Origin of the sequence: Planomonospora sp. ID67723 (assembly GCF_015711605.1) — a bacterium.
In the GTDB taxonomy this organism is placed as follows: domain Bacteria; phylum Actinomycetota; class Actinomycetes; order Streptosporangiales; family Streptosporangiaceae; genus Planomonospora_A.
The window spans coordinates 506,659-525,532 of record NZ_JABTEZ010000001.1; the positions used below are offsets into that span (position 1 = coordinate 506,659).

At 70.0% G+C, this 18,874-nt stretch carries 18 protein-coding genes; 7 read left to right on the top strand and 11 right to left on the bottom strand.

The features are described 5' to 3' along the window. Positions 1 to 5: 5 nt before the first annotated feature. Positions 6 to 1,358: an extracellular catalytic domain type 1 short-chain-length polyhydroxyalkanoate depolymerase gene (locus tag HS041_RS02305; RefSeq protein WP_196438861.1), complete on the top strand. Its 1,353-nt coding sequence runs from the start codon at positions 6 to 8 to the stop codon at positions 1,356 to 1,358. Positions 1,359 to 1,405: 47 nt separating this feature from the next. Here HS041_RS02305 and HS041_RS02310 read toward each other — a convergent pair whose 3' ends face one another. The 7 genes from HS041_RS02310 to HS041_RS02335 form a co-directional block, all read right to left on the bottom strand. Next, positions 1,406 to 1,558 (bottom strand): hypothetical protein, encoded by a 153-nt coding sequence (locus tag HS041_RS02310; protein ID WP_196438862.1) that lies wholly within the window; start codon positions 1,556 to 1,558, stop codon positions 1,406 to 1,408. Between the two features lie 81 nt (positions 1,559 to 1,639). Beyond that, positions 1,640 to 3,043 carry a non-reducing end alpha-L-arabinofuranosidase family hydrolase gene (locus HS041_RS02315; protein ID WP_501224826.1) on the bottom strand — a complete coding sequence of 468 codons (1,404 nt, stop codon included), beginning with the start codon at positions 3,041 to 3,043 and terminating at the stop codon, positions 1,640 to 1,642. 162 nt (positions 3,044 to 3,205) lie between these two features. Then, a complete protein-coding gene (locus tag HS041_RS02320; protein ID WP_196438864.1) occupies positions 3,206 to 5,218 on the bottom strand; it encodes an RICIN domain-containing protein in 2,013 nt (670 codons plus the stop codon). A 5-nt stretch (positions 5,219 to 5,223) separates the two neighbouring features. Further along, the gene (locus HS041_RS39100; RefSeq protein WP_255529536.1) at positions 5,224 to 5,349 is read right to left on the bottom strand and encodes a hypothetical protein; all 126 of its coding nucleotides are present in this window, start codon (positions 5,347 to 5,349) and stop codon (positions 5,224 to 5,226) included. A 1,242-nt stretch (positions 5,350 to 6,591) separates the two neighbouring features. After that, a complete protein-coding gene (locus HS041_RS02325; protein ID WP_196438865.1) occupies positions 6,592 to 7,062 on the bottom strand; it encodes a hypothetical protein in 471 nt (156 codons plus the stop codon). Next, on the bottom strand, positions 7,055 to 7,282 hold the full coding sequence (locus tag HS041_RS39105) for an AbrB/MazE/SpoVT family DNA-binding domain-containing protein (RefSeq protein WP_196438866.1): 228 nt from the start codon (positions 7,280 to 7,282) through the stop codon (positions 7,055 to 7,057). The genes HS041_RS02325 and HS041_RS39105 overlap by 8 nt, the downstream gene beginning before the upstream one ends. A gap of 270 nt (positions 7,283 to 7,552) precedes the next feature. Continuing rightward, positions 7,553 to 8,758, bottom strand: coding sequence for an MFS transporter (locus HS041_RS02335; protein WP_196438867.1), 1,206 nt, complete (start codon positions 8,756 to 8,758; stop codon positions 7,553 to 7,555). A gap of 123 nt (positions 8,759 to 8,881) precedes the next feature. Here HS041_RS02335 and HS041_RS02340 point away from each other — a divergent pair, with 123 nt between their 5' ends. Further along, the gene (locus tag HS041_RS02340) at positions 8,882 to 9,802 is read left to right on the top strand and encodes a GlxA family transcriptional regulator (RefSeq protein ID WP_307845134.1); all 921 of its coding nucleotides are present in this window, start codon (positions 8,882 to 8,884) and stop codon (positions 9,800 to 9,802) included. Between the two features lie 236 nt (positions 9,803 to 10,038). On the opposite strand, the gene HS041_RS02345 is transcribed toward HS041_RS02340, so the two are convergent. The 3 genes from HS041_RS02345 to HS041_RS02355 all read right to left on the bottom strand — a co-directional run bounded on the left by HS041_RS02345 (position 10,039) and on the right by HS041_RS02355 (position 12,458). Then, a complete protein-coding gene (locus tag HS041_RS02345; RefSeq protein WP_196438869.1) occupies positions 10,039 to 11,202 on the bottom strand; it encodes a serine hydrolase domain-containing protein in 1,164 nt (387 codons plus the stop codon). 117 nt (positions 11,203 to 11,319) lie between these two features. Further along, positions 11,320 to 11,763, bottom strand: coding sequence for a hypothetical protein (locus tag HS041_RS02350; RefSeq protein WP_230878389.1), 444 nt, complete (start codon positions 11,761 to 11,763; stop codon positions 11,320 to 11,322). Positions 11,764 to 12,029: 266 nt separating this feature from the next. After that, positions 12,030 to 12,458, bottom strand: a complete 429-nt coding sequence (locus HS041_RS02355) for a glutaredoxin domain-containing protein (RefSeq protein ID WP_196438871.1) — start codon at positions 12,456 to 12,458, stop codon at positions 12,030 to 12,032. Between the two features lie 82 nt (positions 12,459 to 12,540). On the opposite strand from HS041_RS02355, the gene HS041_RS02360 reads away from it, so the two are divergent. Together HS041_RS02360 and HS041_RS02365 are read left to right on the top strand one after the other, a co-directional pair. Beyond that, complete coding sequence (locus HS041_RS02360; protein ID WP_196438872.1) at positions 12,541 to 13,134, top strand: TetR/AcrR family transcriptional regulator; 594 nt, start codon at positions 12,541 to 12,543, stop codon at positions 13,132 to 13,134. Positions 13,135 to 13,413: 279 nt separating this feature from the next. Continuing rightward, entirely contained in the window at positions 13,414 to 14,229 is an 816-nt protein-coding gene (locus tag HS041_RS02365; protein WP_196438873.1) for an alpha/beta hydrolase, read from the top strand. A gap of 282 nt (positions 14,230 to 14,511) precedes the next feature. Here HS041_RS02365 and HS041_RS02370 read toward each other — a convergent pair whose 3' ends face one another. Beyond that, complete coding sequence (locus HS041_RS02370; RefSeq protein ID WP_196438874.1) at positions 14,512 to 15,327, bottom strand: hypothetical protein; 816 nt, start codon at positions 15,325 to 15,327, stop codon at positions 14,512 to 14,514. A gap of 434 nt (positions 15,328 to 15,761) precedes the next feature. Here HS041_RS02370 and HS041_RS02375 point away from each other — a divergent pair, with 434 nt between their 5' ends. From HS041_RS02375 to lgt, 3 genes are all read left to right on the top strand, one after another. Beyond that, a complete protein-coding gene (locus HS041_RS02375) occupies positions 15,762 to 17,102 on the top strand; it encodes a sensor histidine kinase (RefSeq protein ID WP_196438875.1) in 1,341 nt (446 codons plus the stop codon). Positions 17,103 to 17,155: 53 nt separating this feature from the next. Continuing rightward, positions 17,156 to 17,800 (top strand): LuxR C-terminal-related transcriptional regulator, encoded by a 645-nt coding sequence (locus tag HS041_RS02380; RefSeq protein ID WP_196440729.1) that lies wholly within the window; start codon positions 17,156 to 17,158, stop codon positions 17,798 to 17,800. Positions 17,801 to 17,993: 193 nt separating this feature from the next. Beyond that, a complete protein-coding gene (gene lgt, locus HS041_RS02385) occupies positions 17,994 to 18,854 on the top strand; it encodes a prolipoprotein diacylglyceryl transferase (protein WP_196438876.1) in 861 nt (286 codons plus the stop codon). Positions 18,855 to 18,874: the final 20 nt, after the last annotated feature.

Sequence of the window (18,874 nt, forward strand, 5' to 3'; positions counted from 1 at the left end):
GGATCATGAGACGGCACCAACCGGTGCCGATCGGGGCCGGGACGGTGATCGCCGCAGTGGTCGCTGCGCTGATCACCGTCCTGGCCGGTCTCGTCGCCGTGGCGCCCAAGGCAAGGGCGGCGACGTTGACCCGGATCGGCGACTTCGGGGCGAACCCCGGCAACATCCAGATGCACCTCTATGTTCCCGACAACGTGGCCGCGCGTCCCGGCGTCCTGGTGGCGATGCACGGCTGCAACGGCCAGGCGACCCACTTCCACCAGCAGACGGAGTTCGCGTCCCTGGCGGACCGGTACGGCTTCCTCGTCATCTATCCGCAGGCCAACAAGAGCGCCAACGGCCTGTCGAACTGCTTCGACGTGTGGTCGAACGAAGCACTCCGGCACGGGGGCGGCAGCGACCCCGTCTCGATCGTGTCGATGGTGAACTACGTCGTGCGGCGCCACAACGGTGACCCCGCGAGGGTGTTCGCCACCGGTTTCTCCTCCGGGGCGATGGAGACCGTCAACCTGCTCGCCACCTATCCCGACGTGTTCAAGGCCGGCGCTCCCTTCGCCGGTGTGCCCTTCGGCTGTCTCGGCCCGCCCGGTTGCAACGACCGGACACCGCAGCAGTGGGGCGACCTGGTCCGCAACGCCTATCCGGGCTACACCGGTCCCCGGCCCCGGTTGATGGCCTGGCACGGCACCGCGGACGACGTGCTGAACTTCAGCATGCTGCAGAAGGAGGTCGACCAGTGGACCGACGTGCACGGGGTGAGCCGGACGCCCACCTCGACCACCAGCCCGCAACCGGGCTGGACGCGGAGGCTCTACGGGTCCGGCCAGGTCGAGGCCTACACCGTCAGCGGAGCCGGGCACAACCTGCCGCACCCCGGGATGGCCGTCCACGCGATCCGGTTCTTCGGCCTCGACGGCGCCGGTCCCACGCCCACACCGACGCCGACCCCGACGCCCACCCCGAGCTCCACCCCGGGCGGTGACGGCCGGATCAGGGGCGTCGCCTCCGGGCGCTGCCTGGACGTGCCGAACTCGAGCACCGCTGACGGCACGCAGCTCCAGCTGTGGGACTGCCACGGCGGCGCCAACCAGCGGTGGGCCCTCACCTCATCCCAGGAGCTGCGGGTCCTCGGCGGCAAATGCCTCGACGCGGCAGGGACGGGCAACGGGGCCGGGATCCAGCTCTACTCGTGCTGGGGCGGCGCCAACCAGAAGTGGCGCGTCACCCCGGACGGGATGATCGTCGGCGTGCAGTCCGGGTTGTGCTTGGACGCCGCCGGGACGGGCAACGGCACCCGCCTCCAGCTCTACTCGTGCTGGGGCGGCGCCAACCAACGATGGACCCTGGGCGCCACCTGACGCACCCCGGTCTGGGCGGTCCCTTGAGGACGGCGTTCGTCCATGCCTCACGCAGGCTGAAGGAGTCGCCGGACAGGCCGATCGCCGAGGATGTCGGCGACGTCGCCCCCGTTCCGCTGCGGGCCGGTCTTCTCGCGGATGCTGTTGGGGTTGATGCTGTAGAGGATCGGGCGGCCGGTGGCCGCCAGGGCGTCGCGCATCTCCGCGTGACCCGGGCGGGCTCGGCCTTCCACCGAGCCCGCCGCGCCGGCCCCGTCCGGGGCCGGCTCCGTGTCACGCCGTCAGCGCTGCAGTGTCAGCAGACCCGGCCGGTAGGGCAGGAGGCCGTAGTCGCCGCCGGAGTTGGGGCTGCGTCCCTGGTAGAGCAACTGCAGATTGCAGGGATCGACGGTCATGGTCTGATCGGGGCTGGTGCGGATCAGTTCGCCGTGGCTGATGTCGTTGGTCCAGGTGGCGCCGCTGTTGGCCTTGCCGGCGAAGGGATTGCCCTCGGTCGCGGCCTGCGGTGTCCACGAACCGTTCAGGCTGGTGGCCGTGAACGAGCGGAAGTAGCGGCCCTGCGAGCCGATCGCCTCGACGATCATGAGATAGCGGTTCTGGCCCTGGAGCTTGTAGACCTGGACGGCTTCGAACAGGTTGTTCGTCGTGTCGCTCATGACCACCGTCGACGCCGTACCGAAACTGCCCGGGAAGTTCCCGATCGGCATGCTCGCCCGGTAGATCTTGCCGTTGTCCCCGGCGAAGAACAGGTACATGTTCGTGCCGTCACCGATGAGAGCCTGGTCGATGGGGCCTGTTCCGGAGCCGGTGATGCTTCCGGAGAAGAGCACCTGCTCCGATGACCAGCCGTTCGGGTTGGCGGGGTCGCTCGACGTCCGGTAGGAGAAGGCGGTCCTCCCCCACTGGTAGGCGAGCACCCAGACGTTCTTCGGGGCGAAGTAGAAGAGCGTGGGCGCGACGGCGGAGAAAGGCATCGTGTTCTGGCTGGCCGAGGCCATCTCCGACCAGTTGGTGAACAGGCCGAAGTTCATCGAACCCCACCTCGTCCCCGTGTCGTGCGTCGTCGCGTAGACGAGCTGCCTGCCGTTGTAGGGGGCGACGGTGAAGTCCTTGAGCGAGACCCATCCCGACCTCGGCTGCGCCAGCGGGCCCGTCGACGTCCAGCGGTACGTCGACGGGAGAGCGCACGTGCCGCCCGGATCGGGGTCGCCGCCGACCTTCACGAGTTGCCACTGCTGGTTGGCGCCGCCCCAGTCGTCGTACTGGACGATGTTGGCGCCGTCGGCGGTGGAGCCTCCCTGCACCTCCAGGGCCTTGCCGCTGTTGCGGTTGATCAGCCGTACGTGGCCGTCGGCGGAGTCGGCCAGGCGCCACTGCTGGTTGGCGCCGTTCAGGTCGGCCCACTGGACGATCGAGCCGCCGTTGGCGGTCGAGAAGTTGTAGACGTCCAGCACCTTGCCCGAATGGCGGGACTTGAGCCGGTAGTGGCCGCCGCCGGAGTCGACGAACTGCCACTGCTGCTGGTTGCCGTTGTTACGGCTCCACTGGGTGATGCGGGCTCCGTCGTTGGTCGCCAGGTTGTAGACGTCCAGGGCCTTGCCGCTGTTGCGGTTGACCAGGACGTACCAGGCGCTGGTGTCGACGGTGGCCGCGTTCGCCGGCTGGGCGGCCACGAGCAGGCTCACGAGCAGCGTGGCCGCGGTCGTGAGGATGGCCAGGGGTCTGATTCTCACTTCGTACTCCGATTCCATCAAGGCTTTGTCGCTGTGCCGCCCGCAGCGGGCCGGCCGGGATGCCTTTCTGTGTTGAGGGGTGTGTTTCGCGCCCTGACCGGGCGACGGATGCGGTCAAGGGGTGGTCAGGTCGAAGCGGCGCACGGTCACCGAGCCGCCGAGAGCCCGGGTGGCGTAGTTGAAGATTCCGAAGCGGTATCCCATGAAGAACTGCCAGGCGTTGTTCAACGTGAAGGCCGGGCCGAGGCTGACGAAGTTCGTCCCGTCGGTGCTGTAGGAGAAGCGGGCCTGCCTGCCCGATCCCGGGCGGATGTCGGCGTTGGCCCTGAGCCAGATCCGGCCTCCGGAGATGTTCGCGCCCGCCTGTTCGGTGCCGGTGCCTGTGGTCTGCCACGAGCTGTTCATGGTCAGGCCGCTGGTCATCACGACCCGGTTGACGCCGTTGTCGCGTCTGACGCCGATCCAGGCCGACTGGTCGCGCAGCATCGCCAGCCCGGCGCGGTCGCCGTCGGCCATCTGGGAGTAGTCGAGCTCGATCGTCGCGGTCGACGACGGGCCCTGGATGCGGTGGGTCAGGGTGTTGCGGGCGTTGTAGAGGTCACCGGTGACCGTGGCGGTCTGCAGGCGCAGGCCGTCGCCGGTGGAGAAGCGGCCGGTGTCGGGGTTGTGGTTCCACTCCCACCGGTGACCGAGGCTGCCCGAGGTGAAGGTGTCCGGACCGGTCATCGAGACCACCGTGCGGTTGGTCCGGATGTTCGGCCGCGGGTACTTCACGCCCCAGCCTCCGTTCACGGTCTGGACGGTCGGCCAGTCGTCGGTCCAGGTGATCGGGGCGAGTGCCGGGACCCGGCCTCCGGGGTAGGCGTCGACGAACGACATGTAGTACCAGTCTCCGGCCTGGGTCTGCACGAGCCCGCCCTGATGGGGGACGCCGCCGCCGGAGATCGGGCCGGGCATGTCGAGCAGGACCCGGCGCATCTCGTACGGGCCCCACGGGGAGGTGGAGCGGAGCACGTACTGGCCGTTGGCCGGGCGAGTGAGCCAGACGTAGTAGTAGCCGCCCCGCTTGTAGAAGCGGGCGCCCTCCAACGTGCCGACGCTCGAAGGGGTCTGGAACACCTGCTGGGCGCGCACCTGGCTGAGGCCGTCGGCCGAGAGCTGCGCCACGCTGATGGTGCCGTTGCCGTAGGCGACGTACATGGTGTCGTCGGTGTCGATCAGCAGGCCGGCGTCGTAGTAGCAGTTGTTGATCTGCGAGCGCTTGGTCCACGTGCCGTCGACGGCGGAGGCGGTGTAGACGTACGTCCGGTTGAACTCGACGCAGCCGATCCAGTAGTAGGTGCTGTTGCTGGGCCGGTGGTTCAGGGCCGAGGCCCAGATGCCCTTCACGTACGCCCGGCCGCCGTTGAGGTCGTAGGCGCCCGAGTCGAAGTCGAGCCTCGGGACCGAATGCCCGGCGTACTCCCAGTCGACCAGGTTGTAGGAGCGCAGGATCGGCGCGCCCGGCGAGTAGTGCATCGTCGAGGCCGAGTAGTAGTAGGCGTCCCCGACCCGGATGATGTCGCCGTCGGCGAAGTCCTGCCAGACGACCGGGTTGGCGTAGGTGTCACCCGGATCGGGGTCGCCGCCGACCTTCACGAGTTGCCACTGCTGGTTGGCGCCGCCCCAGTCGTCGTACTGGACGATGTTGGCGCCGTCGGCGGTGGAAGCGTTCTGGACCTCCAGGGCCTTGCCGCTGTTGCGGTTGATCAGGCGGAGGTAGCCGTCGGCGGAGTCGGCCAGGCGCCACTGCTGGTTGGCGCCGTTGTGGTCGGCCCACTGGACGATGGAGCCGCCGTTGGCGGTCGAGAAGTTGTAGACGTCCAGGACCTTTCCGGAGTGGCGGGACTTGAGCCGGTAGTGGCCGCCGCCGGAGTCGACGAACTGCCACTGCTGCTGGTTGCCGTTGTTACGGCTCCACTGGGTGATGCGGGCTCCGTCGGCGGTGGACAGGTTGTAGACGTCCAGGGCCTTGCCGCTGTTGCGGTTGACCAGCACGTACCAGGCGCTGGTGTCGACCGTGGCGGCCGACGCCTGGGCCGTGAGGAACACGCCCACGAGAAGCAGAGACGAGAAAACCGCGAGCACGGACCTCACCGGAACCTCCGGAGGTTGCCGGTCGCACCGTTGTCGTCGGCGTGCACGACCTGCGCGTTCTGCAACGCATGGCTGCTCGGCGCGGAGAGGCCGCCGCTCAGGAGGAATGTTAGCGATAACATTCTTCCGCTCATGAAGTCACCCCGGAGATCGTGTTCTGGCGGCGGGCAGCGTTCTCCGTGGACCATCTGCCAGTGACATCGCGTCGCGGTCGGCCTCGCCCGTGGTGACCCGGCCTCTCCTCGGTGAGCGGGCGGCGTTCCGGCAGGAAATGACGGCTCGCCCGCCGGGGAAGGTGGAGACCGACGCCGGGCCGTCGGTCGCGATCCCCCCGGCGATCCGGTGGACGACCGGTGAGCGGCTTGACGTTGTGGACGGTCGGCGCGCTGAAACCGCCGCATCCGTCGACGTTCTGGTAAGGCCGCGACTGTTTGGCGGTCGTGCTCGGCGCCGCATGAGCCGGTGGGGCCGCCGTGAAGGACGAGCGCACCGAGGCGGGGGCGGCGGCCGGGCATGGGCCGCCGTGCAGGGCTGCTTTCCGCCGTGCCTTCCGCGCGGGGTCACGCGGCCCGACCCGCGCCTTCGCACGAGCGTCCATTGAACCGCGGGCCGGGGCGGAAGCATTGGCGCCTCGGCTTACCAACCGGCGGGCAAGCGGTCTGTTGTGCGCGGTCGCCGGGGATGAGGGGGGCATCCAGGGCTCCTTGACTGGTCGAAGGTGCGGCCTCGCGAATTGTTAGCGCTAACATAAGATCGTGCGGAGCCGCATGACCGACTCCGGAATGCGTTGTCGCGGAGTACATCCGATGGCTCGGCCCGGTGTCAACGAGAGACAATCCCTGCCAACTCGGCGCTACTGTCGGAAAGCGGCCCGACCTGCGATTTCGTCCGAGGCGAGACCGCGCCACACCGTCCGCGCCTGTGAAAGTTTCACAGAGGCCACCAGGCATCAATGACCTGACTTCAGGCGTATCAATGGCCGACGTTACAAGTGCCGGACATTCATCCGTCCAGGTCAAGCCGTATCTCGACACTCCTGGGGACATCCTCGACGCCGATCATGCCGACGATCGATCGCCGATCATCTCTGTGAGCCGTACGAACGGTCTGCGCCACCCTGCAACCACCGGGACAAGGGGATGGAAGGCGGCGTGGATCATCGAGCGCGCAGCCGAGAGCGGCGCGAAGTCATGGCTGGCGGGGTGGCGGATCGGCGACGGGCGGGACGGCGAGGAGGACTTCGAGACCTGCGAGATCACCCGCCGGATTCTGCGGGGGGACGCGATGGATGCGCCCCAGGCCGTCCGCCTGCAACGCCCGCCGGCGCCTCCGGCGAAGCCGGAGCGGTTCGTCCTCCCGCCCCGTCACCGCAGAACGGTTCGACTCAGCATCACACGGCAGTACCACCAGAACGCGAGGGACAAGACACCGACGCCGATGTCGAACAGGCTCATCGACGGTCCGAGGATGTCCCACCGGTCCCGGAAGGCGAACGTGAGGATCAGCAGCACCAACTGGGCCAGCGCGGTTATCAGAGCCAGCGGCACCGCCCAGCGGGAGCGCAGGATCGAAGCCGTCGCCGAGGCGAGACCTCCGGCCACGTTGAGGGTCCACAGGACGCCGAGCCCGAACGGATAGTCGGTGAAGTAGCCGATCTGAGGCTCCGCGTAGCCCTGAGCGGCCAGATAGTCCGGGTTCAGCGTGAGCGTGAGCACGTAGTCCCGCGCGCCGCCGATGTAGAGCGCGAGCATGAACAGCCCGACGACCCACAGATGCCATGGCGCACGGCCTCGCCGGTGATTCTCCGCTGTGGTCGGTACGACATCTTCACGCATCGTCGCTCCGGTCCTTCTGCGCGTCGAGCACGGTCTCGGCGAGGTGGACGAAGTCGTCGTTGCGCAGCACCGCGATGCCGCGTGTTACGTCCGCCAGCAGCAGCAGCGTGTCTCCAGGAACGATCCCGAACATGTCCCGCATGTCCTTCGGGATGACGATCTGGCCGCGATCCCCGACTTTCGCCGTCCCTGCGAGCTTCCCTGGTGGTGGTGGCGCCAACTCGACTCCATGTGCACTCGTTCGTATTTTTCATACTTTTCATACGAACCTACAGTATGAGCCGAGGGCAGGGTGTCGTCAGGTGGCAGGGCGTGACCGTAGGCGTCATCGATCGAATCGACTTCTCATCCGCAGGTTCCGGGTTCGAGTCCCAGGCGCCCTCTCACTCACCCCCCGTCCGCCCTTCGGTTTCTCGGACCAGACGGGCTCCGCGCGAGCCGGAGACCGGTGATCGTCCGCCGCCTGCGTCCAGCCGCAGACGATGACCGACTACGTCGACAAGCTGACCGGGACCGGGATCGACCGGCCTCCGGTCTCCTGGGGTTCCCGGCCCAGCCGCCTGACCGGCTGGATCAACAGCAGCGCCGCCACCACGCCGACCGTCACCAGGGCCGACCCCAGCATGAAGGCGCGCGGTTCGACCAGCGCGGTGACCGGACCGGCCAGCGCCTGCCCGGCCGCCATGCCCGCGACCGACCCGGCCACCTGGTAGGCGTTGACCCGGTTCACCACGTCCGGCGCGACCTGCGTCTGCACGCTGGTCGACCACATCACCGACCAGAACGCCAACGCGCACCCTCCGAGCAGGTGCCCGGTCATCAGCAGCGGCAGCGGCAGCCCGAGCGCGACCGTCAGCGGCACCGCCACGTACCCGCTCAATGCCACCGCCCCGGCCGCCAGGGGCCTGCGCGGCCTGAGCCTGATCGCCACCAGCCCGCCCAGCACAGTGCCGAGGCCGAGCGCCGTCATCACCCAGCCGTAGTCGGCCCCGATGACCTGCGACGACAGAGGCACGTACGGCCCGACCACCAGAACGCCCCAGAACACCCAGACCAGGATGACCGACCACATCCAGCTCCTGGCCTTGAACTCCTCCCAGCCCCTGCGCAGGTCGCTCAGCACGTCGGAGGGCTCCGGCCTGGGTACGGCGACCCGGACCAGCAGCAGGCACACTCCGCTGACCAGGAACGTCGCGGCGTCCACCGTGTAGACGAAGACCGGCCCGGCGACGACGATGAGGACTCCGGCCAGTGCGGGTCCCGCCAGATGGGTGACCGCCTCGGCGATCTTCAGCGTCGCGTTGGCCCGCTGCGGATCTTCGGCGACCAGGGAGACCATGCCGTTGACGCCCGGTTCGAACATCCCGGCGGCCATGCCCGACAAGAACGCCGTCGCCAGCAACAGGGCGTACGGCGGAGCACCGTCCAGGAAGGCGACGGCCACGACCGCCTGGGTGACGACTCTGACCACGTCCGCGCCGATCATCAGGCGCCGGGCGCCGACCCGGTCGGCGACGACTCCGCCGAACAACATGACCAGCACAGCCGACGCGGTCCAGAGCGCGAGCACGTAGCCGACGCCCGCGACCCCGTAGACTTTCCCGATCGCCAGCGCCGAGGCGACGGGCATCATCGCGTCACCGAGCAGCGAGATCGTGCGGGCCCCGAAATAGAGGGTGAAGTTCCTCGTCCACATGAGCCCCAATTCTGGATTTTTCCAGATCAGAGCACCGGTGTCCCAAATGACATCATTAGGTACATTTGCGCCATGCCCCTGGATTGTCCAGAAACGCCTCCGGCGCCATCCCACCCGCACCGCGTGGTCGCCTTGGTCGCCCCGAACCAGGAGCTCTACCCGGTCACCTCCGCCTCAGCCGTCTTCGGCTACCACGGCCCCGACATCCCCCAGCACTACAGCTTCAGCCTGTGCGCCGAGCACCCCGGCTCCCTCCCCACCACCCTCGGCGTCCCCATCCAGGCGGACAGCGGCCTCGAAGCCCTCGACGACGCCGACACCGTGGTCATCGCGGGCTGGACCCTCACCCCCTCGCCCGCCGTACTCCACGCGGTGTCCCAGGCCCATGCCCGAGGCGCCCGCATCGTCGCCGTCTGCGCCGGAATCTTCATCCCCGCCGCCCTGGGCCTCCTGGACGGCCGCCGCACCTCCGTCCACTGGGAACTCTCCGGCGAACTCGCCGCCCGCCACCCCCGCGTCATCCCCGACAACACCGTCATCTACGTCGATCACGGCGACGTCGCCACCGCCGGAGCCTCGGCCGCCACCCTCGACCTCTGCCTTCACCAGGTCCTCCAGGAGTACGGCGCGGCCCACGCCATGCGCATCGGCCGCCAGCTCGCCGCCGGTCCGCACCGCGAGGGCTGCCAGCGCCAGTACCCTCCCCTCCCCACCGCCGGCCCCATGCCAGACTCCCTGGCCCCCCTGCTCGAATGGCTCCTCTCGCGCCTGCCCGACCAGACCACCGTCGAGGACATGGCCGCCTACGCGGGCGTCTCCCCCCGCACCCTCACCCGCCAGTTCACCGACCAGCTCGGCGTCCCGCCCGCCCGCTGGCTGCTGGAACGCCGCCTGGCCGCCAGCCGCGCCCTGCTGGAGGAGACCGATCTGCCCATCGAGACCATCGCCACCCGCGTCGGTCTCTCCTCGGCGGTCAACCTCCGCCGCCGCTTCCACACCGCCCTGCGCACCACCCCGGCCGCCTACCGCCGCTCCTTCCGCTGAAGGCCCCGGGCGGTTCGGCCGGGGGACGGCATCCGGCCCGACGAGCAGCCGTAACCGGCGCAGAACCTCACGTGACATCGGCGTCAGGAGCGCGGCGGAGGCGTTCGCGGTTGGACGCTCCTTCGCGGGCCCGATGCCGGGTTCGTCGAACGGTTGCGTCTGCCCGGCCCGGTTCGCGCTCCGCCTGAGGCACGACCGCAAGGGGTCCGTCTTCAAGGCGTACGGGTCCGGGGTGCTCAGCCCGTCGGCCGGGTCGGTTCGGCCGCCTCGTCAGCCGATCCGGCCCGCCCGCCGCAGAACACCATGTCGACGAGCCTCTGCTGGGCCTTCTGGAACGCCTCGGCCGTGGCGGCGAAGTCGAGCGCGGCGTCCCCGGTGGTCAGCGAGGCGGTCAGGGTCCTACTGCCGTCGGGCGTGCTGTACATCAGCGCCCCCCAGCCGAAGAAGCCGCCGTTGTGGGTGATGACGGTGCCGCCGCAGTCCGTCTCCTGCACGAACACCCCCAGGCCGTAGCCGATCCTGGGGTACGGCGTGCACATCTCCGCCAGCAGCGGGGCCGGAATGAGCTCGCCACCCACCAGCGCGGCGATGAACGTGTGGAGATCCTCGGTGGTCGAGATCATGTCACCGGCGGCGGAGATCCAGGAGGGGCTCATGCGGGTGACGTCGACCACCTTCCACTGGCCGGCGTCCTCGTACCGGTAGTAGCCGTGGGCGTGGGGCTCGGGGATCTCCGGCGAGGCGCCCGGCACCACGGTGCCCGACAGCCCGAGCGGGCCCAAGATCCGCCGCTGCATCTCCTCGGCGAGCGGGCGGCCGGTGACCTTCTCGATCAGCAACTTGGCCAGCACGTAGTTGGTGTTGGAGTAGCTCCAGTCGGTCCCCGGCTCGAACCGCACCGGCTTGGACAACGCCAGCCGTACCAGCTCCTCCGGCTGGTAGGTGTGGGACAGACTGTCCACGTATTCCTGGCCCTGCCAGGGGATCCCCGGCGCGGACGTCCCGTCGGGGTAGTACTCGCCGGTGAAGTTGAACAACCCGCTCGTGTGCTGCAGCAGCATCCGCACCGTGATCCGCCGGTCCAGGCCGAACTCGGGCAGGTAGTCGTCCGCCGGGGCGTCCAGCCCGACCTCGCCGTCGGCCACCAGTTGCAGCACCAGGGTCGCGACGAAGGTCTTGGTGTTGCTGCCGATCCGGAAGTGGCCGTTCGTCGCCGGCTCGGCGGTCTCGCCCAGCTTGCGCACCCCGGCGCTGCCGGCCCACTCGCCCCGCTCATCGTGCACGCGGAGCTGCACCCCGGCGAAACCGGAATCGACGATCTCCTGGATGGCCTTCTGCAGCTCCGGGCGAGCCTGCCCGGTCTGCGGGGTGGTCGTGTCCTGGTCGGCAAGGGTGGACATGGTGGCGTGCTCCTTCGAATCTGTTACGAAATCCAGGTGAACGGACGGATGGCGGACCGCGGTCCCGTTGGTGCCCGAGTTATCGAGATTGCTCGGGCCGGGTCGCCCGAGGAGATCTCACCCGGCCTTGAGGCCGCGATGGCTGAACCGTTCATGGCCTCCACCATCGCCGACCGCTCTGATACCGGGCCGTTGCCGTCCTGACGTGGCCGCTGACGCGGCACCGCATGGTCGGCTCGACGGCCGGCCAGGCAGAGGGCCCCGATGATCTCGCCGGCCGTCCCGGAGGGCGGGATCGCCACCCGTGGCGCGCGCCGGCCAGACGACCAAGCAGCGGGAACGCAACGCCGGCGCTCCCTCTTCGGGCGCACCAGCCGAGCCGTACGGCTCCCGCACCAGCCCGTACGGCAACGCGTCCATGTCCTTGACGGGCGGATAGACGATGTCAGGACGGGGAAAGTACCAGCTCACGTGGACCGGGAAGAGGGTGACGGCCTCGCCCGGGACCGTGTGCATGAAGATTTCCTCGATGTTGTTCACGGTGGCGGTGCGATCGATCAACCGGCCTTCGGGGGTGAGCTCCGGGACGCAGCGGTCGAACCAGCAGCCGGGCGCGGAAGGTCTCCCAGTAGCGGCGCAGCTCCTGGATGTTGGCCGGGAACAGCCTCACCCGGAGCGTGCCGGTCTTACCGCGTGCGGCCAGCCGCACCCGCTCCGAGGTCTGCGCCAGGCCCTGGTGCAGCGGACGCAGACCGTCCTCTGATCCGCACAGGGTCCTGTGCCGCTTCGAAACCCATCACACAGGGCTTGAGTCACGCGGCCACGCGTCACGGCAGCTGCCGACGCAGCCACGCGGGGTCGGGGTTGACGTGCGGCACACCGGCGAGCAGCACGGTCGGCACCGTCTCATCACCTCCGGTGGCGGCCCGCACCGCCGCGGCGCCGTCCGGGTCGCGCCAGATGTCGACCCAGTGCACCCGGCGGGCGTCCCGGCCCAGCCGGATCCGCAGCCGCAGGCAGTACCGGCAGCCCGGCCGCCAGTAGACGATCGGGCGGCCGTCGGCCGCGCTGCGGCGCCGCGCCTCCGCGTCGGTGACCGATGCCGGGAACGCCCACGGCGAGAGCGCCCCGGCCAGCAGCAGGAAAGCCAGCGACCAGACGGCGGCCGCGCCCGGTGACCCGCCGGCGATCTGCCGGGCCGCCACGACCAGACCGGAAACGGCGAGCACCATCGGCACCGTCCACCTGCGCATCATGGTCGCGCACGCTATCCCTCACTTGACTGAACGGTCAAGCAGGGCTAACTTTTGACCGTTCGGTCAAGTGAGGAGAGCGGTCATGCCGGGCGACACCCGAGAACGCATCGTCGCGGTGGCCCGCGACCTCGTCCACGGCGCGTCGCTGTCGGCGGTCAGCATCGACGACGTCTGCCGGGCCGCCGGCGTCCACAAGGGCAGCCTGTACCACTTCTTCCCCTCCAAGGACGCCCTCGGCGCCGCCGTGCTGGAACTCAACTGGGCGATGATGAGCACGGTGCTGGACGAGGCGTTCGCCGACGACGTGGCCCCGCTGACGCGCATCGACCGGTTCGTCGACGGCTTCGTGCGGATGCTGACGCTGACGCGCCGGCAGATGGACATCACTCCCGGCTGCCCGCTGGGAAACCTCACCGCCGAACTGGCTGCCCGCCAAGGTGACATCCGTGCCCGTCTCGTGCGCATCCTGCAGGCGTGGACGCGCTATTTCGCCGATGCGATCAGTGAGGCCAGAGGTCGTGGCGAGATCGAACCAACGGTCGACCCGAACGCGGCGGCCACGCGCGTGCTCGCCCATCTGCAAGGACTCGCGCTGCTGGCCAAGGCCCATGACGACCCGGACCTCGTGCTGAGCCTCAAAGACGATCTGCCCGTGCTGCTGAGCCCGGCCCGCTGAGCCGCTCCTCGCCAAGCGGGGCGCTTCGCATGCCCGACGATCTGACCGTTGAGTCAACCGCCGTGCGCCAGGAGGAGAGGAACGACGGTTTCCCCACCCGCCGCCCCTGCCCACCCTCGACGGAGGCCGCTCCGGCGACCGCCTCCGCTCCGTGCTCGTCGACACCCGCGAGGCCCATCCCGGCGATCCGGTTGCGATCCCCCGTCGATGTCTGCGGCATGACGGGCAGGCTGTGGATGCGGCGGGGGACGCCCCGTACCGTGGGCGGCGGGGAGGTCGATGATGCTCGTCTGGATCACGCGGGGCGCGCTGGCCCTGCTCGTGCTCGCGCTCCTGGTGGTCGGCCTGGCCTGGCTGTTCCAGCGCAGTCTGATCTACCTGCCCGACCGCTCCCCGGTTCCGCCCGCCGCCACGGTCCTGCCCGGGGCGCGCGACGTCACCCTCACCACCGCCGACGGCCTGCGCCTGGGCGCCTGGTACGTCCCCGCCACCGGGCCCGCGCGAGGCGTGTCGGTGCTCGTCGCGGGCGGCAACGCGGGCAACCGCGCGCACCGGGCGCCGCTCGCCCGCGCCCTGGCCGCCCGAGGGTTGCCGGTGCTGCTCATGGACTACCGGGGATACGGCGGCAACCCCGGCCGGCCCAGCGAGGCCGGGCTGGCCCTGGACGTCCGGGCCGCGCGAGAGCACCTGGCCCGCTCCGGCGACGCCCTGATCTACTTCGGGGAGAGCCTGGGCGCGGCCGTGGTCACGGAACTGGCCACCGAGCACCCTCCCGCGGCGCTGCTGCTGCGCTCTCCTTTCACCGACCTGGCCGACGCCGGTCAGGTGAACTATCCCTTCCTGCCGGTGCGCCCCCTGCTGTGGGACCGCTTCCCGGTGACCGGGCATCTGGCGAACGTGCGCGTGCCCACGACGGTCGTCTTCGGCTCCCGCGACACGATCGTGCCCGCCCGCCTGAGCCGGGCGGTGGCCGAGGCGGCACAGGGGCCGGTCAGCAGCGTCGAGATCGCGGGCGCGGGCCACAACGACCGCGTCTTCCTGGACGGCCCCGAACTGGTGGACGCGGTTCTGGACCTGGCCGGCCGGGCGGCCTGACGGCTTGACGAAGCCGTCCCCCGGTTCCGCCGAGAGCGACGCCCGGCGTCAGGAGCGGATTGCGTCTGCCGGCCAGCCCGTCGGCATCGCGCTGGGCCCGTCCGTCACCCGAGCCGACCGTCCTGAATGCCTTCAGCCCCGACAGTCGGCCTGCGGGGCCGTTCCCTGAAAGCGTCGCCGTCGCAGTCGTGGAATCGACCGGGTCAAGCGCCCTACGATGGCTTCCGGATCGGTGCAGGCGTTCTCGCTGGAGAGCGTGAAGCCGATCGCCCACGAGGTGCGTCACCATCCGCCTTCGAAGAAGGCCAGGAGCGCCGGCGCCGAGTCTGCCGCGCTGCTCGTGTTCGCCACACCGATAACGATCATGAACAGCGACGACAACGCCGAGAGAACACCGAACGATCCCAGCACGCGCCTCGTCCGCCTGTCGGACGACCCCGTTCTCGCGAACTTCTTCCACGACACGGCGCTCACGCCGATGAGGACGACCGACACGACCGCAGCGGCCCCGGCCAGCACCACGTGATACCGGGCGAAGTCGCCGATCATCATCTCGAGGGCGGGCGGGGTCTGGTCTCCCGCGCTCAGAGACGCAGCCAGTCGCTGCCTGATCTGGTCGAGCGTATCGGCGAGCTCTCCGTCGGCCGCGCCGACCGTCAGCAGCGACAGCAGCGAGGCGAAGGGCGCTACCGTGCCCTGAACGTTGGCCATCACCAGCAGCAACGAGCACAACGCGAGCACCGTGACGAGAACGCCGGCCGACGCGAGGGCGGCCCTCCGTCCCGCGCCGAGACCGCCGACCCTCAGGAATGCCTTCCAGACAAGGACGCCGAGTGCGACGAGCACGGTCAGCAGGATCGCGGCGATCACGGCCTTGGCCACGTGGTAACGGACCCAGTAGTCGACGACCTTCTTCAAGCTCGGAGAGAGATCCCGACCGCCGGAATTCCAATACTCGACGAACGCCTCGCGGAGGGCCTCGATGAGGTCGCGCTGATCGGCGAAGCCGCCGCCCGGCCCGCTCGCCGCCAGCGTGCGCGGGGCGACGACGAAGGCGGCGGCGAGGGCGGCGGCGAGGCCGACGAGCACGGCGGGCACACGACCGGAGACACCTGCGGATCGCGATGGGGCTGTGGGACTGTGCAAGGAGGTTCCTTCGGTTCGATCGAATGCGGAGACGGCGCGCCGACCTGCGGGTTCGCCGGTCGAGGGACCGGTGCGGCAGGCCGTGCCGGGGATTGTCCGCGCGCGCCGACGGGTTGTGACGCCGTTGGCATCCCGATCACCATTCCGCACCGGCGGGCGCCCGGTCACCGGGGTACGCCCGACACTCGGGGGTGGGGCCTGCCCCACCTCTCGGGGCGGAGCGGGCGGGCCTCGATGGGGATTCTCCGTCGTGGTCGATCCAGCCGAGCGGTGGTGAGCCGAGGGTGGATCTGGTCCCAGGCCGTCGCCGGCCCGGTCCCGTGGCGGTCGATGTCCACGGTTCGGCTGTCCGGGCTCGCCCCGGGGCTCCGAATTAGGCTGGGGCCATGACCGGATCGTTCCCCTCCGCGGTCTGGCACCGGTGGCGGCCGGGCGTCAGGCTCGCCTTCCGCACGGGATGCCGCACGATCGTGGAGTCGCTGTACCTGCTCACCGCGCCGTTGACCGCCGCCGCCGGCCTGCTGCTGGTATTCGCCGGTCTGTGCATCGCAGCGGTCGGCTCGCTGGTGCCGGGCGGGTCGCCGGTCGTGGCCGGCGGTTTGACGCCGGTGCGGTGGTTCGCCGATGTGGAACGGTGGCGGATCGCCAAGGTGCGTGCGTCGGCCGCCGGGGCGGGGGGCGTGGGCCGGTGGCGGAGACCGAAGGAGACGGCCGCCGCGTCCGACCCGGGGTTGTGGCTCGGCGTGGCGCACGCGGTGGTGGTGCTCCCCGTCGCTCTGGTCACTTCGGTGGTGACGGTGCTGTGGTGGTTCGTCGGCCTCGGCGGCAGCACGTCCGCCCTGCGCAACCTTTACTCGTCCGCTGAGCAGATGCGGCCCATGACCCTGACCGTGGGCAGCGCCGAGTCCCACATCGCCTTGAGCCTGGGGCTGATGTCGCCGACCGAGCGGCTCGCCTTCGGGACCGCGGTCGGCCTGCTGCTGTTGCTCACCTTGCCGCTGATGACCCGGGCGTGCGTCGCCGCCCAGGCCGGACTGGGGCAGACGCTGCTGTCTGACGCGTCCGCGTTGCACCGCAGGATCAGCGGACTGGAGCAGGAGCGGGACACCGCCCGCGCGCAGACCGTCGCCGCGGTGACGGCCGAGGCGACCGCGCTGCGCCGGCTCGAGCGCGACATCCACGACGGGCCCCAGCAGCGGCTGGTCCGCCTGGCGATGGAACTGGGCCGCGCCCAGCACCACTTCGACAGCAGGCCGGAGGTCGTCCGCGCGGCGCTCGCCGACGCGCTCGTCCAAACCGAGGAGGCGCTGGACGAGCTACGGGCCCTGTCGCGTGGCATCGCCCCGCCGATCCTCGTCGACCGCGGCCTGCGCGCGGCGTTCACCGCCCTGGCCGCGCGCTCGACCGTGCCCGTTGAGATCGACGCCGACCCCCTGAGTCGCCGGCTGGACGCTGCCGTCGAGACGGCCGCGTACTTCGTGATCGCCGAGGCGCTGACCAACGTGGCCAAGCACAGTCGCGCCGACCGGTGTGCGATCGGACTGCGCCACGGTGGGGGAAGCTTGCGAGTCTGGGTGGCGGACGACGGAGTGGGCGGCGCCGCGCTGGACAAGGGACACGGGTTGCGTGGGCTGGAAGACCGGCTGCACGCGGCCGGCGGCCGGCTGCGGCTCACCAGTCCCTACGGCGGCCCGACGACGATCACCGCGGAACTGCCGTGCTGCTGAACCCGCACGAAGCAGTGCCCGAACCGCCACCGGAGCGCGCGGTGCGCGGTCCGCTGCGCATCGTCCTGGCCGACGATGCGGTACTGCTGCGCGAGGGTCTGGTCCGTCTGCTCTCCGAGGACGGTCACCACGTGGTGGCCGCGGTCGGTGACGGCCCGGCCCTGGTCGAGGCGGTGCTCAGACACCGCCCGGACGTGTCGATCGTCGATGTGCGGATGCCGCCGACCTACACGGACGAGGGCTTGCGCGCGGCGATCACGGCCCGCTCGCAACTGCCTGGGGCCCCCATGCTGGTGCTCAGTCAGTATGTGGAGGCGTCCTACGCCGGTGATCTGCTCATGGACGGCGCCGGTGCGGTCGGCTACCTGCTGAAGAACCGGGTCGCCAGGGTCGAGGAGTTCCTGGATGCCCTGGATCGGGTCGCCCGGGGCGCGACGGTGCTCGACCCGCAGGTCGTTGCGCAGTTGCTGGCCGGCCAGCGCCGGGACAACGCCCTGGATGCGCTGACCACGCGTGAACGGCAGCTCCTGGCGCTGATGGCCGAGGGTCATTCCAACACGGCCATCGCCGAGCGCCTGGTGGTCTCCGCCAGCACGGTGGAAAAGCACATCGGCAATGTCTTCGCCAAGCTCGGCCTGCCGCCCGACGACGCCCGGCACCGTCGGGTGCTCGCTGTCCTGACCTACCTCAGGGGCTGACCACGGCCCGTCCGCACCCGCCCTCGGCGGGACCCTCCTGTGCGCCTGCCGGAAATCACGTCCATGCGGCCCAAGCGGCATGGGAGTGCTCGCGGAGGACTCTCCTCAGCGTATGTACGGGGCGGCGGAGGCGTGTGAAGTATGAACTTCGGTGGGATGTGTGACCGTGACGGGCTGCACTAGATTTCCTGCCATGTCACTTGCCAGCATTCCCAGTCCCTCCGAAGGGGTCTGGTATTTGGGGCCGTTGCCCATCCGCGGCTACACGGTCTGCATCATGCTCGGTGTCGTGGTGGCCGTCGTCATCGCCGAGCGCCGCTGGCGGAATCGCGGCGGGGCGCCGGGAACCATGCTGGACCTGGTGACGTGGGGGCTCCCGTTCGGCATCGTGGGTGCGCGGCTGTACCACGTCATCACCGACTGGCAGCTGTACTTCGGGCCTGACGCCCCCCACCGGCCGATCGACGCGGTCCTGATCTGGAGCGACTCCGGACCGGGCTGGCGCGGTCTGGGCGTCTGGGGTGCCATCGCCCTGGGCGGGGTGGGCGTGTGGATCGCCTGCCGCCGCCGGGGCATCTCCTTGAGCGCGGTCGCCGACACCGTGGCCCCGGCCGTCGCCATCGGTCAGGCCATCGGCCGGTGGTGCAACTATTTCAACCAGGAGCTGTTCGGCGGTCCGACCGACCTGCCCTGGGGCCTGGTCATCGATGCGGGCCGCCCGGGGACCGTGCCGGGCGTCACCACCTATCACCCCACGTTCCTCTACGAGTCGCTGTGGAACCTGGGCCTGGCGCTGGCACTGATCTGGATCGGCAGTCGTTTCGCGCTGCGGCACGGCCGGCTCTTCGCCCTGTATGTGGCGGGCTACACCGCGGGCCGGTTCTGGATCGAGGGCCTGCGCGTCGACCCGGCCAACGAGATCCTCGGGATGCGGCTGAACCAGTGGACGTCGATCGTTCTGTTCCTGGGCGCGGTGGCCTACGTCCACCTGACCCGGAACAAGAGGTCGGAGGAGTCTCTGGGCGATGAACGGGTCCCCGCCGAGGTGAGGTGACCCCGCGCGGCGGATCCTCC

Coding starts and splice junctions, on each gene's coding strand:
- HS041_RS02305 (WP_196438861.1), top strand. CDS start 6: ATGAGACGGCACCAACCGGTGCCGATCGGGGCCGGGACGGTGATCGCC.
- HS041_RS02310 (WP_196438862.1), bottom strand. CDS start 1,558: ATGCGCGACGCCCTGGCGGCCACCGGCCGCCCGATCCTCTACAGCATC.
- HS041_RS39100 (WP_255529536.1), bottom strand. CDS start 5,349: ATGTTATCGCTAACATTCCTCCTGAGCGGCGGCCTCTCCGCGCCGAGC.
- HS041_RS02325 (WP_196438865.1), bottom strand. CDS start 7,062: ATGCGTGAAGATGTCGTACCGACCACAGCGGAGAATCACCGGCGAGGC.
- HS041_RS02335 (WP_196438867.1), bottom strand. CDS start 8,758: ATGTGGACGAGGAACTTCACCCTCTATTTCGGGGCCCGCACGATCTCG.
- HS041_RS02345 (WP_196438869.1), bottom strand. CDS start 11,202: ATGTCCACCCTTGCCGACCAGGACACGACCACCCCGCAGACCGGGCAG.
- HS041_RS02355 (WP_196438871.1), bottom strand. CDS start 12,458: ATGATGCGCAGGTGGACGGTGCCGATGGTGCTCGCCGTTTCCGGTCTG.
- HS041_RS02360 (WP_196438872.1), top strand. CDS start 12,541: ATGCCGGGCGACACCCGAGAACGCATCGTCGCGGTGGCCCGCGACCTC.
- HS041_RS02365 (WP_196438873.1), top strand. CDS start 13,414: ATGATGCTCGTCTGGATCACGCGGGGCGCGCTGGCCCTGCTCGTGCTC.
- HS041_RS02375 (WP_196438875.1), top strand. CDS start 15,762: ATGACCGGATCGTTCCCCTCCGCGGTCTGGCACCGGTGGCGGCCGGGC.
- lgt (WP_196438876.1), top strand. CDS start 17,994: ATGTCACTTGCCAGCATTCCCAGTCCCTCCGAAGGGGTCTGGTATTTG.